Genomic DNA, 13188 nt, shown 5'->3' on the forward strand with positions numbered 1-13188 from the left:
CGGCGATCTCCCTGTGGCGACTCATCGGATGCCCTGCCCGTCGGCGCGTGCCGGCGTTGTCGTGGTCGCGGGTTTCGGCGCCGCCGCCGTCACACGCACCAGATGCCAGACGCCGCTGACGCCATCGCCGCCGGCATCGCCGCGTTTGTAATCGGAGGCCCAGCGGTACAGCGGCTTGCCGCGATACGCCCACTGACGCGTGCCGTCGTCACGAACGACGAGGGTGAACGGCGGCTTGGGCTGCGCGTCGGCCTCAGCAAGAATCGGCGGCCACAGCAGTCGGCACTGGTTGTTGCAGCTGCTGCGACCGGGCGTTTTGTCGCCGTCGAAGGTGTACAGCCCGCGCCCCTTGATGTCGACGAGAATGCCGGCGCGCTGGCGGATCGGCGGACTGCCCGGCGCGGGTTCGGCGGCCTGCAGGCAGGCGGTGGCGCCGGCCAGGATCAGGCAAAGAAGAAATTTGCGATGCATGCGGATCCCCTGGACTCGCGACAGGCCCAAATGGCCTCGATGTTGCTTACGCAGGGATCCACGTCGCCGGATGCAGCACTCAGCGCGGCAAGCGCGCCAAAACGGCCGGATCGGGAATCGGCTCACCGCGGATCAGGAACAGCGCGCCTTCCGGCGCTTCGAAAACCCTATGGCTTTCGCCGGCCCGTGCGAGCAGGTAGTCGCCAGAGAAATAGGAAACGCCGTCGTGGACGATGCGGCCTTCGAGCACAAGGCATTCTTCCTCGTGCGCATGCACATGCGGCGGCACGCGGCCGCCGGGCTGCACGCGCCACAAGGTGGTCTGCGTCTGCGCATCGCGGCGCAGGGTCTTGATCTGCACGCCGGGCAACAGATCGCGCCATTCGCCTTCGTCGCGGCGGATCACGTTGATCGGGGCGGCGCCAGCGCGCTGCAGGATGTCGACGCGCAATCGCTCGCGCACGGCGTCGGCAGGACCTTGCTCGGGCAACAGGCCCGCCATGGCCGCCAGCAGGAGCGCGTCGTGGGTCGAACGCTCGCTCATTCCGGCTTCCATGCCGCCAGAACCTCGCGCAGCGCGGCCAGGCCTCGACGCGCATGCGATTTCACGGTTCCGAGTGGCAACTGGGTCAAGATGGCGATGTCCTGGTGGGTCATGTCTTCGTGGAAGGCGAGGGTCAATACGCGGCGTTGTGCCTCGCTGAGCGCGGCGAAGGCCCGTTGGATGGCCTGCGCCGAGGTCCAGGCTTCGGTCGCCTGCTCGGCGTTGAGGCTTTCACAATCCGTATACGCCTCTTCCCCGTCTTCCGGATGCAGCGAGATGTCGCGCGCGCGGCGCAGGCCGCGCCGCTGCCGGTCGACCGCGCGGCTCCAGGCCATGTTGAGCATCCATGCCATCACCGTGCCACGCGTCGCCTGATAGTCGCGGGCCTTCTCCCAGACCTGCAGATAGAGATCGCTGACGACTTCCTCGGCGTCTTCGGGTTGCCGCAGGACGCGCAGGATCACCGCATAGGTTCGCGCCAGCGTGCGGTCGTACAAGGCGCCGAGGGCGGCGGTGTTGCGGTCGGCGATCTGTTGCAGCAGCTGCTGCAGGGCCGTTTCGTCGGCGAAGGCGGTGGGCAGTTCGGCAGCGGAGGTAGTCAAGGCGGGGCGCAGGAAGAGGTCCGCCGCCATTGCAACATTCCCGACGTGCACGACGATGTGAAGGCAGTTTGCAATCCCGACCGGGCCGCTCTGCGGCGGCGCACAAAAAAAGGCGGCCGGAGTGCGGCCGCCTAATCCCTGCTCAAGGGTCTGTGCCGGCCGGTTTCCGGGGAGAGACAAATCGGCCAGGCAAGAAAGGGAACGGGCGGTCTTCACAAAAGCGGACAGCGATCGCGATGGCAGCCGATTTCCCGTGCCGGCACCCCGGTTAGAGCGATTGCTTTACACTACGGCGCGCCGACGGCCCTGCCCGCCCCGGCCTGGTTCGAACTATCCTTTAAATTACATACACTTGCGGACGTTTTTTGAAGCCCAATCGCACTGTCAGCGGTTGTCGTTTCAGCGCACGCGAGCACGGAGCTCCCCATGATTTTCGAAACCCTCGCCCAAACCGGTCACGAAGAAGTCGTCTTCTGCCATAACAAGGACGCTGGCCTGAAGGCCATCATCGCGATCCATAACTCGGTGCTCGGCCCGGCCCTCGGCGGCCTGCGCATGTGGCCGTATGCGACCGAACAGGATGCGTTGAACGACGTGCTGCGCCTGTCGCGCGGCATGACCTACAAGGCGGCGGTGTCGGGCCTGAATCTGGGCGGCGGCAAGGGCGTGATCATCGGCGACCCGAGCAAGGACAAGTCCGAGGCGCTGTTCCGCGCGTTCGGCCGCTTCGTCAATTCGCTCAACGGCCGCTACATCACGGCCGAGGACGTCGGCATCGACGTCAACGACATGGAATACGTGTTCCGCGAAACCGAATTCGTCACCGGCGTGCACCAGGTGCATGGCGGCTCGGGCGACCCGTCGCCGTTCACCGCCTACGGCACGCTGCAGGGCCTGATGGCCGCGCTGCAGGTCAAGTACGGCAACGAGGACGTGGGCAAGTATTCCTACGCCGTGCAGGGCGTCGGTCATGTCGGCATGGAATTCGTCAAGCTGCTGCGCGAGCGCGGCGCCAAGGTGTTCGTCACCGACATCAACAAGGAACTGGTGCAGCGCGCGGTCGACGACCACGGCGCCGAAGCCGTCGCCCCGGACCAGATCTACGACGTCGACATGGATGTGTATTCGCCTTGCGCGCTCGGCGGCACGGTCAACGCCAACACGCTGCCGCGCCTGAAGTGCCAGGTCATCTGCGGCGCGGCGAACAACCAGCTCGCCACCGACGAGATCGGCGACGAAGTCATGCGCAAGGGCATCCTGTACGCGCCCGACTACGCGGTGAACGCCGGCGGCTTGATGAACGTCTCGCTCGAGATCGACGGCTACAACCGCGAACGCGCGATGCGCATGCTGCGCACGATCTACTTCAACCTCGGCCGCATCTTCGAGATCAGCAAGCGCGACAACATCCCGACCTACAAGGCTGCGGACCGCATGGCCGAAGAGCGCATCACCACGATCGGAAAGCTGCGCCTGCCGCACCTGGGCCAGACGGCGCCGCGTTTCCAGGGCCGCCGCGGCAACTGATCCACGCACCAACCATGTAGGAGCGGACCTGGCCGCGACAAACTGCTGATCGCTTGCTTCGAACGACAAGCGATCGCGGCCAGGTCCGCTCCCACGTGGTGCTGTTTCTTTCTCAACTCACGGACGAACCATGCGCGCATTCCCCCTCGGTGACGACATCGACGCCCTCCGCGACGCGGTTCGCCGCTTCGCCGACAGCGAGATCGCGCCGCGCGCCGCGCAGATCGACCACGACAATCTCTTCCCCGCCGACCTGTGGCCCAAGCTCGGCGAGATGGGTCTGCTCGGCATCACGGTGCCCGGCGAATACGGCGGCAGCGATATCGGCTACCTCGCGCATCTGGTGGCGATGGAAGAGATTTCTCGGGCGTCGGGTTCCGTCGGTCTGTCCTACGTCGCGCACTCCAACCTGTGCGTGTCCAATCTCTACGCGAACGGCAACGAAACGCAGCGCCGGAAATACCTGCCCGGCCTGTGCAGCGGCGAGTCCAAGGGCGCGCTGGCGATGAGCGAACCCGGCGCGGGCTCCGACGTGGTCGGTTCGATGAGCTGCCGCGCGGAAAAGCGCGGCAATGCCTGGGTCGCGAACGGCAACAAGATGTGGATCACCAACGGCCCGGAAGCGGACGTGCTGGTCGTCTACATGCGCACCGCCGGCAAGGACGCGGGCAGCAAGTGCATGACCGCCTTCATTGTCGAAAAGGGCATGAAGGGTTTTTCCACCGCGCAAAAACTCGACAAGCTCGGCATGCGTGGTTCCAACACCTGCGAACTGGTGTTCGAGGACTGCGAGATTCCCGCTGAGAACGTGCTCGGTGAGGTCAACGAAGGCGTCAAGGTGCTCATGCGCGGCCTGAACACCGAACGCCTGGTCATCACCGGCGGTCCGCTCGGCCTCATGCAGGCAGCGCTCGACATCGCCCTGCCCTACGTGCGCGAGCGCAAACAGTTCGACCAGGCGATCGGCACCTTCGGACTCATGCAGGGCAAGATCGCCGACATGTACACCGCGCTGCAGTCTTCGCGCGCGTTCGCCTACCAGGTCGCGCGCGATTTCGACGCCGGCCACGCCTCCCGCATCGACCCGGCCGCCTGCCTGCTGCACGCCTCCGAGGCCTGCGTGCAGGTCGCGCTGGAAGCGATCCAGTCCCTGGGCGGCAATGGCTACATCAACGAATACGCCACCGGCCGTATCCTGCGCGACGCCAAGCTTTACGCGATCGGCGCGGGCACCAACGAAATCCGTCGCATGCTGATCGGTCGCGAGCTGTTCGAAGGCAAGCACTAGCCCCACGCTCCTCATCGCGAGCTTTTGCGATGGTGTACCTCAGCCCATCAAGCGCCCTTGCGCTCGCGTTTCGACCAAGCCGGTAACCTGCGGCGACTCGAAACGCGAGCGCAAGGGCGCCGCTGCGAGGGCGTTTCAGCCAGGCCTGACCGAATCCCCTCTCCCCGCCGCCCGCGCTCGTGGGATAATTTCGGTTTACCCGTATCGGCCGCTTCCACGGCCAGCCACTTTCCGGAGTCGCCATGTCTTCTGTCGTCATCGTCGGTGCCAAGCGCACCGCCCTCGGTTCCCTGCTCGGCCAGTTCACGGGCGTCCCCACGCCGGCGCTTGGCGCCACCGCGATCCGCGCGGCGATGGACCAGTCCGGCCTGCCGGCCGAAGCCGTTTCGGAAGTCATCATGGGCTGCGTCCTGCCGGCCGGTCTGGGCCAGGCCCCGGCGCGCCAGGCGGCCATCGCCGCCGGCCTGCCGCTGGCAGCGGGCGCGACCACGATCAACAAGGTCTGCGGCTCGGGCATGAAGGCCGTCATGATGGGTGCCGATCTCATCAAGGCCGGATCGGCCGAGGTCGTCGTCGCCGGCGGCATGGAAAGCATGACCAATGCCCCGCACCTGCTCAACGGCTCGCGCACCGGCATCCGCTACGGCAGCGCCGAAATGCTCGACCACATGGCCTGGGACGGTCTGACCAATCCCTATGACAAGCAGGCCATGGGCGTGTTCGGCGAACTTTGCGCCGGCAAGTACCACTTCACCCGCGAAGAGCAGGACGCCTTCTCCGCCGAATCCGTGCGCCGCGCGCTGGCCGCCCAGGCCAATGGCGACTTCCGCGACGAGATCGCTCCGGTGACCGTGACCGGCCGCAAGGGCGACGTGGTCGTCGACACCGACGAACAGCCCGGCCGCTGCGACATCGCCAAGATCCCGACCCTGCGCCCGGCGTTCAAGAAGGACGGCACGATCACCGCCGCCAGCTCGTCGAGCATCAACGACGGCGCCGCCGCCCTCGTGCTGATCGGCGAAGACCAGGCCCAGGCGCGCGGCTTGACCGCGCTGGCCCGCATCGTCGCGCACAGCACCCATTCGCAGGAGCCGGAGTGGTTCACCACCGCACCGGTGGCGGCGATCTCCAAGGTGCTGGCGAAGGCCGGCTGGGACGTCGGTTCGGTCGATCTGTTCGAGGTCAACGAGGCGTTTGCCGCCGTCGCGATGGCGCCGATGCGCGAACTGGGCATCCCGCACGAAAAACTCAACGTCAACGGCGGCGCCTGTGCGCTGGGACACCCGATCGGCGCCAGCGGCGCCCGCCTGATCGTGACCCTGATTCATGCCCTCCAGCGGCGTGGCGGAAAGCGCGGCGTGGCGGCTCTTTGCATCGGCGGTGGCGAGGCGACGGCACTGGCGATCGAACTGCCCTGACCGGCCGTTCCGGGCCCGCAAGGAATCGCTTGACTAAAGCAAAGATATTGTCATCATATCCAGCACGTGCGCCTTCGCGCACGTTTTGTTATTAACAAACGTTAACGTCTAGACGAGGAATCACCCATGTCCCTGAACAAAACCCTGCTCGCCCTGGCTCTTGGCCTGGCCCTGACGGCCTGCACCAAGCCGGCCGACGAAGCTGCTGCCACCGCCACCGACGCCGCCGCCACCGCGACCGACGCCGCTGCCACCGCTAGCGACGCCGCTGCTGACGCCGCTGCCGCCGCTACCGACGCCGCCGCCACCGCGACCGACGCCGCTACCGACGCCGCTGCTGCCACGACGGACGCTGCTGCGACCGCCGCTGACGCCGCCACCACCGCCGCTGGCGCTGCTACGGACGCCGCTGCTGCTGCGACCGACGCTGCCGCCGCTGCTGGCGACGCAGCTGCTGACATGAAGGCCGAAGGCGACAAGAAGTAATATCGCCTTTCGACTTCTGTCGAAAACGAAAGCCGCCGACGCAAGTCGGCGGCTTTTTTCATGCCCGCGATTCGGCACCGCCGCACCCGTCCAGCCAGCGCAGTGCTAGGCGCATCCGGAGCCTGCCTTTAAACTCGCCCGATCAGCCAGGAAGCGATCGCCCATGCCCGTCCTCCCGTCCCAGATCGACCCGCGCAGTCCCGAATTCCGGGACAACGCCGACACCCTGAAAGCCCTGGTCGCCGATCTGGACAGCACCCTGGACCGCATCGCCCTCGGCGGCGGCGAAAAAGCCCGCACCAAGCACACCGAACGCGGCAAGCTGCTGCCGCGCGAACGCATCAGCGCGCTGCTCGATCCGGGCTCGCCGTTTCTGGAGTTTTCCGCGCTCGCCGCCGAAGGCATGTACGAGGGCCAGGCGCCCTGCGCCGGCATCATCACCGGCATCGGCCGTGTGCACGGACAGGAAGTCGTGGTCGTGGCCAATGACGCCACGGTCAAGGGCGGCACCTACTTTCCGACCACGGTGAAAAAGCATCTGCGCGCGCAGGAAATCGCCCTGGAAAACCGCCTGCCCTGCGTCTACCTCGTCGATTCCGGCGGCGCCTTCCTGCCCCTGCAGGACGAGGTGTTTCCTGATCGCGAACATTTCGGCCGCATCTTCTACAACCAGGCACGCCTGAGCGCGCTCAACATTCCGCAGATCGCCGTGGTCATGGGCAGCTGCACGGCGGGCGGCGCCTACGTGCCGGCGATGTGCGACGAGAGCATCATCGTGCGCGACCAGGGCACCATCTTCCTGGGCGGCCCGCCGCTGGTAAAAGCCGCGACCGGCGAGATCGTCGACGCCGAATCGCTGGGCGGTGCCGAAGTGCATACGAGCGTGTCCGGCGTCGCCGACCATCTGGCCGAAAACGACCCGCATGCGCTGGCGATCGCGCGCGACATCCTCGCGCATCTCAATCGCCAGAAGACCCTGCCCGTCGCCGTCCAGCCGGCCACCGAACCGGTGTACGCGGCCGACGAGCTGTACGGCATCATTCCCAAGGACACGCGCCGCCCGTTCGACATCCGCGAGATCATCGCGCGCCTCGTCGACGGCTCGGAGTTCCAGGAGTTCAAGGCGCGCTACGGCAAGACCCTGGTGACAGGCTTCGCGCATATCCACGGCTACCCGGTCGGCATCGTCGCCAACAACGGCATTCTGTTCGCGGAATCGGCGCTCAAGGGCGCGCATTTCATCGAGCTGTGCAACCAGCGCAATATTCCGCTGGTGTTCCTGCAGAACATCACTGGCTTCATGGTCGGCAAGAAATACGAGAACGCCGGCATCGCCAAGGACGGCGCGAAGATGGTCACGGCGGTCGCGTGCTCGCATGTGCCCAAGTTCACCGTGGTGATCGGCGGCAGCTTCGGCGCCGGCAACTACGCGATGTGCGGTCGGGCGTACGGCGGCCGCTTCCTGTGGATGTGGCCGAACGCGCGCATCAGCGTGATGGGTGGCGAACAGGCTTCGTCCGTGCTCGCGACCGTCAAGCGCGACGGCATCGAAGCGTCCGGAAAAACCTGGAGCGCCGAGGACGAGGAGGCCTTCAAGGCCCCGATCCGCGACCAGTACGAACGCCAGGGCCATCCCTACTACGCCAGCGCACGTCTCTGGGACGACGGCATCATCGATCCGGCCGATACCCGCCGCGTGCTCGGACTCGCGCTGTCCGCTTCGTTCAATGCGCCCATCGAACGATCGAATTTCGGCGTGTTCCGGATGTAGTCCACGCTGCACGACTGCCTCCCGCGCTACGCGCCACCTGCCTGCCGTCGCCCGGCGCGGCGACCACCTCCACCGGATTTGTCTGAATGCTCGTCGGTATCGATCTCGGCACCACCCACTCGCTGATCGGCGTCTATGGCCCCGACGGCCCCCGCCTCATCCCCAACGCCCTCGGCGAATTCCTGACGCCGTCGGCGATCAGCGTCGATCCCGACGGCACGGTGCTGGTCGGGCGCGCCGCACGCGATCGCCTGGTCACGCAGCCGGGCAACAGCGTCGCGGCCTTCAAGCGCTGGATGGGCACGCCGAGGGAAACCCGCCTCGGCAAAAAGTCCTTTCGCCCCGAAGAACTGTCGGCGCTGGTATTGCGCAGCCTGGTCGCCGACGCCGAGGCGCATCTGGGCGAAAAGATCACCGAGGCCGTCATCAGCGTGCCGGCCTACTTCGGCGATGCCCAGCGCAAGGCCACGCGTGCGGCCGGCGAACTCGCCGGACTGCGCGTCGAACGCCTGATCAACGAACCCACGGCCGCGGCGCTTGCTTATGGTCTGCAGGAGCGGCTCAGTGGCTCGACTTTCATCGTGCTCGACTTGGGCGGCGGCACCTTCGACGTCTCCATCCTGGAGATCTTCGACGGCGTCATGCAGGTGCATGCCAGTGCCGGCGACAACCACCTGGGCGGCGAAGATTTCCTCGAACTGATGCTGCAGGCTTGCTGCGCCGACTGGCAGCTCAAGCCCGAATCGCTCGCGCCGCCCCTGCGCGCGCAGTTGCTGAGCAAACTCGAGCGCGCCAAGCGCCAGCTCACTGGCAAGGGCGATGTCGCCATCGAAGCCGAGATCGACGGCCAGACGCGGGAATGGCGCCTGGGCAGCGAGCGCTTTGAAGCCCTGGCCGAACCCTTGGTGCAGCGTCTGCGCCAGCCGATCGAACGCGCGATGCGCGACGCCAAGCTGCGCCCTGACCAGCTCAATGAAATTTTGCTGGTCGGCGGCGCCTCGCGCATGCCGGTCGTCGCACGTCTGGTCGCGCGCATGCTCGGTCGCCTGCCGATGCGTCACGTCGATCCCGACCAGGCGATCGCGCTCGGTGCCTGTGTCGCGGCCGGTATGAAGGCGCGCGATGCCGCCCTCGAAGAAATCGTGATGACCGATGTCTGCCCATACACCTTGGGCGTGGAGATCAGTCGCCGCGATGCCGACGGCCGCATCACGCCGGGCGTGTTCTCGCCGATCATCGAGCGCAACTGCTCGGTACCGGTCAGCCGCGCCGAAACGTATCAGCCGATGCAGGCCAACCAGACCCTGCTCGAACTCAATGTCTTTCAGGGCGAGAGCCCGCTGGTGGCCAACAACATCCGATTGGGCCAGTTGCAGATCAAGCTGCCGCCCAAACGCGAGCCGACCGACAATATCGTCGAGGTGCGCTTCACCTACGACGTCAACGGCGTGCTGCAGGTCGAAGCGACGGTGCTGTCCACGGGAGGCAAGCACGAGTTGATCCTGCAGCAGAACGCGGGCGTGCTGACCCAGGCCGAGATCCGCAGTCGGCTCGACAGCCTGGCTGCGCTGAAAGTGCATCCGCGCGACCACCAGGAAAACCTCGCCCTGATCGCCCGCGCCGACCGTCTTTACGCCGAGAGCCTGGGCGCGACGCGCGAACAGGTGCAGCAATGGCTGGTGCAGTTCATCGCCGAGCTCGATCGCCAGGACATGGCCAGCATCGCCCGCCATCGCCAGGATTTCAGCGCGGCGCTGGATGCGCTGGAGGCGAGCTTCGACGAATGAGTCCGTTCCGGTATCTGGGGCTGACCAAGCGCGCGACGATCGTGGAGATCAAGCGCGCGTATGCCGCGAAGCTCAAGCAGACCCGACCCGACGACGACGCCGCCGGCTTCCAGCGCCTGCACGAGGCCTATCAGGCCGCGCTGGAACAGGCCCGGCATCGTGATCTGTTGAACGAAGCCGGGCTGCTCAACGCCGACACCGATCCCACCGGCGAACACGAAGGCGAAGACGCGTCGGTCGACCTGTGGCCGGTGTTCGCTGCGCCCGAGCCCGCGGCGGAAATACCCGCCATGGAAGCCTTGCCGGAGACTTCGCCGCCTGCCGAGCCCGCGCTGGCCGACGACGGCGAAACCGAAGTCCTGACCTTCGATTTCGCGCGCTTCATCGCCGAGCTGCACCAGGCCGCCGACGGTGAACTCCCGGCGTTCCAGCATTGGCTGGACAGCCATCCGGATCTGTATTCGCTGTCGCTCAAAGACCAGCTGGCCTGGCCGCTCATGGAATATCTGGCCAGTGCCGAACGCCCGCTGTTGCCGAAATGGCTGGCCGCGCTCCTGCATTTTTTCCGGCTCGACACCGTCGGTTCGCGCAGTTACGAACTCGACCACTTCATTGAGGCCGCGCAGCAGCATGCCGAACGCTACTGGCGTCCGAATGCGATCGCGCACCGCTACCGCGACGGTCGCGGCTCGGTGATCGACCGGCTGCTGTTCCGCGAACTGCAACGCCCGCTGCATGCCGGCCGCCGCGTGTTCGTGACCCTGGTTCCGGGCCTGCCGACGCGCATCTGGGAAATCGCCGCCGAGCTCAATACCGTGCCGGTTGACTACCAGCAACGCGTCGCCGATCCCGAGGCCGTGCAGTTCTGGCTGGACCAAGCCGACCCTTCGCGCATTGGTGCGCGCCGGGCGATCGCGGGTGCGCTGCAGATCCTGCTCGTCGTGGCCTTGATCTGCCTGCTGCCCGATTCGGCGACGCTCGCGCTTCCGGCTTTTATCGTGCTGTATGCGCTCTGGTGGCTGGTGTCCTGGAACCGGACCCGCGTTTTCCGCAAGCAACAGGCCATCGCCGAAGGACGCGCGGCACCGGGGTCGGGCTTCGACTGGCGGTGGCTGTGGCTGGTGTTCCTGGCCGCGCAATTGGCACGACTGGCGGCGCAGTAGGACGCCGCAAGCTCAACCTTGCAGACGGATGTGCAGGGGATTGGGTTTTTCGACCGGATTGGTCGCGCAACCGCCGCAGGTCGAACAACCGCTGCCACAACCATCGCCGGTCGCGACTTCAGTCGGGCGCAGCCAGTGTCCGAACGCACGCGACCACGCGGGCCGCCCTTTGCGTTCGAAGAAATACGACAGGCCCGCCTGCGACCGCCATGCGGTCTTCGGCGCGTAGCGCTTGATCGCACGCCAGGCGCATACCGCGACGATCAATCCGACGATCAGCAGCTGCAGGGAGTCGCTCAAGCCAGCGCCCTCGCTACCTGGTAGGTGATGAACGAGGCCAGGTAAGCCAGCGCGAACAAATAACCCGCCGCGATGAAGACGTTGCGCCAGGAATTGGTCTCGCGCCGGATCACCGCCAGCGTCGACAGGCATTGCGGTGCGAACACGTACCAGGCCAGCAGCGACAGTGCCGTCGCCAGCGACCACTGGCTGCCGATGATCGTGCCCAGCTGCTGCGCGGCAACCTCGTCGGCGCCGGAAATCGCGTACACCGTCGCCAGCGACGACACTGCGACTTCGCGCGCCGCGAGACCCGGAACCAGGGCGATGCAGATCTGCCAGTTGAAACCGATCGGCGCGAACAGCGGTTCCATGAAGTGGCCGATGCGTCCGGCGAAGCTGTAGTCGATCGCGGGCAGCGTGGCGTCGACCGGCGCGCCCGGGAAGTTCAACAGGAACCACAGCAGCACAGTCAGCGTCAGGATGATGCCGCCGACGCGTTTGAGGAAGATCATCGCGCGCTCGTACAGGCCGATCGCGACGTCGCGCGCGTTCGGCACGCGATACGAGGGCAGTTCCATCAGCAACGCATGTTCGCTCTTGTCGCGGCGCAGGGCTTTCATGACCCAGGCCACCGCCATGACGCTGAGGATGCCGAGCACGTACAGCGAAAACAGCACGATGCCCTGCAGATTGAAAATGCCGGCGACTTCCCGCTGCGGAATGAACGCGCCGATCAGCAACGCGTACACCGGCAGACGCGCCGAGCACGTGGTCAGCGGCGCGACGAGGATCGTGGTCAGGCGATCGCGTGGATCCTGGATGCTGCGTGTGGCCATGATGCCCGGGATCGCACAGGCATAGCTCGACAGCAGGGGGATGAACGAGCGCCCGGTCAGGCCCGCCGCGAACATCGTGCGGTCGAGCAGAAACGCCGCGCGCGGCAGATAGCCCGATTCTTCGAGCACCAGAATGAACAGGAACAGGATCAGGATCTGCGGCAGGAACACCACCACCCCGCCGAGGCCGGCGATGATGCCGTCCACAATCAGACTGCGCAGCAAACCATCGGGCAACAGACCGCCGACTAGATGACTGATTGCGCCCGTGGCGACTTCGATGCCGTCCATGAGCGGTGCCGCCCAGGAAAAAACCGCCTGGAAGATCAGGAACATCACCACCGCGAGCATCACCAGGCCCCAGACCGGATGCAGGGCCCAGCGATCGAGCGCGTCGTCGATCTCGGCTGTGCGCCGCGGCATCACGACGGTGTCGTCGATCAGCGCGCGCACCTGCGCATGCAACTCGGCATCCGAATCGGTATTGACCGCGGGCGCCGCGGGCAGGTCGCCATCGAGCTGCCTGACCAAGGCCTCGGCCCCGCCGCGTTTGACCGCGATCGTTTCCACGACCGGCAGACCCAGACGCTGCGACAGCGCGGCGACATCGATCACGATGCCACGCCGGCGTGCGGCGTCCATCATGTTCAGCGCCAGCACCATCGGCCGGCCCAGCCGGCGTACTTCCAGCACGAAGCGCAGGTGCAGACGCAGATTGGTGGCATCAGCGACGCAAACGATCAGATCCGGCACCGCTTCGCCGGGGAAGTTGCCGTGGCAAACGTCGCGCGTGATCTGTTCGTCCGGGCTCGCCGCGTCGAAGCTGTAGGCACCCGGCAGATCGAGCACCTGGATCACGCGACCCGAGGGCGCGGTGATGCGGCCTTCCTTACGCTCGACGGTGACGCCGGCGTAGTTCGCGACTTTCTGGTGGCTACCGGTGAGCTGATTGAACAGCGCGGTCTTGCCGCAATTCGGGTTGCCGACCAGGGCGATGCGCATCGTGCTCATTC

12 protein-coding genes are annotated in these 13188 nt (G+C 66.3%); 7 read left to right on the plus strand and 5 right to left on the minus strand.

The features are described from left to right. Window positions 1-21: 21 nt before the first annotated feature. The 3 genes from G467_RS14870 to G467_RS14880 all read right to left on the minus strand — a co-directional run bounded on the left by G467_RS14870 (window position 22) and on the right by G467_RS14880 (window position 1833). A complete protein-coding gene (locus tag G467_RS14870; protein ID WP_022967750.1) occupies window positions 22-471 on the minus strand; it encodes a COG4315 family predicted lipoprotein in 450 nt (149 codons plus the stop codon). 79 nt (window positions 472-550) lie between these two features. Further along, window positions 551-1015 (minus strand): cupin domain-containing protein, encoded by a 465-nt coding sequence (locus G467_RS17240; protein ID WP_022967751.1) that lies wholly within the window; start codon window positions 1013-1015, stop codon window positions 551-553. Then, the gene (locus G467_RS14880; protein ID WP_155844804.1) at window positions 1012-1833 is read right to left on the minus strand and encodes an RNA polymerase sigma factor; all 822 of its coding nucleotides are present in this window, start codon (window positions 1831-1833) and stop codon (window positions 1012-1014) included. The genes G467_RS17240 and G467_RS14880 overlap by 4 nt, the downstream gene beginning before the upstream one ends. 210 nt (window positions 1834-2043) lie before the next feature. Here G467_RS14880 and G467_RS0100395 point away from each other — a divergent pair, with 210 nt between their 5' ends. The 7 genes from G467_RS0100395 (at window position 2044) to G467_RS18265 (ending at window position 11057) form a co-directional block, all read left to right on the plus strand. Further along, the gene (locus G467_RS0100395; protein WP_022967753.1) at window positions 2044-3144 is read left to right on the plus strand and encodes a Glu/Leu/Phe/Val dehydrogenase dimerization domain-containing protein; all 1101 of its coding nucleotides are present in this window, start codon (window positions 2044-2046) and stop codon (window positions 3142-3144) included. A 130-nt stretch (window positions 3145-3274) separates the two neighbouring features. Beyond that, window positions 3275-4432, plus strand: coding sequence for an isovaleryl-CoA dehydrogenase (locus G467_RS0100400; protein WP_022967754.1), 1158 nt, complete (start codon window positions 3275-3277; stop codon window positions 4430-4432). Between the two features lie 242 nt (window positions 4433-4674). Then, the gene (locus tag G467_RS0100405) at window positions 4675-5850 is read left to right on the plus strand and encodes a thiolase family protein (RefSeq protein ID WP_022967755.1); all 1176 of its coding nucleotides are present in this window, start codon (window positions 4675-4677) and stop codon (window positions 5848-5850) included. A gap of 126 nt (window positions 5851-5976) precedes the next feature. Next, on the plus strand, window positions 5977-6336 hold the full coding sequence (locus G467_RS0100410) for a hypothetical protein (RefSeq protein WP_022967756.1): 360 nt from the start codon (window positions 5977-5979) through the stop codon (window positions 6334-6336). Window positions 6337-6499: 163 nt separating this feature from the next. Further along, window positions 6500-8107 (plus strand): carboxyl transferase domain-containing protein, encoded by a 1608-nt coding sequence (locus tag G467_RS0100415; protein ID WP_022967757.1) that lies wholly within the window; start codon window positions 6500-6502, stop codon window positions 8105-8107. 86 nt (window positions 8108-8193) lie between these two features. Continuing rightward, window positions 8194-9894: a molecular chaperone HscC gene (locus tag G467_RS0100420; protein WP_022967758.1), complete on the plus strand. Its 1701-nt coding sequence runs from the start codon at window positions 8194-8196 to the stop codon at window positions 9892-9894. After that, window positions 9891-11057 carry a J domain-containing protein gene (locus tag G467_RS18265; RefSeq protein ID WP_022967759.1) on the plus strand — a complete coding sequence of 389 codons (1167 nt, stop codon included), beginning with the start codon at window positions 9891-9893 and terminating at the stop codon, window positions 11055-11057. Before G467_RS0100420 ends, G467_RS18265 begins: the two co-directional genes overlap by 4 nt. Window positions 11058-11069: 12 nt before the next feature. On the opposite strand, the gene G467_RS14885 is transcribed toward G467_RS18265, so the two are convergent. Then, a complete protein-coding gene (locus G467_RS14885) occupies window positions 11070-11357 on the minus strand; it encodes a DUF6587 family protein (protein WP_022967760.1) in 288 nt (95 codons plus the stop codon). Continuing rightward, complete coding sequence (gene feoB, locus G467_RS0100435) at window positions 11354-13186, minus strand: ferrous iron transporter B (RefSeq protein WP_022967761.1); 1833 nt, start codon at window positions 13184-13186, stop codon at window positions 11354-11356. Before feoB ends, G467_RS14885 begins: the two co-directional genes overlap by 4 nt. Window positions 13187-13188: the final 2 nt, after the last annotated feature.

This window comes from Arenimonas oryziterrae DSM 21050 = YC6267 (genome assembly GCF_000420545.1).
In the GTDB taxonomy this organism is placed as follows: Bacteria; Pseudomonadota; Gammaproteobacteria; order Xanthomonadales; family Xanthomonadaceae; genus Arenimonas; species Arenimonas oryziterrae.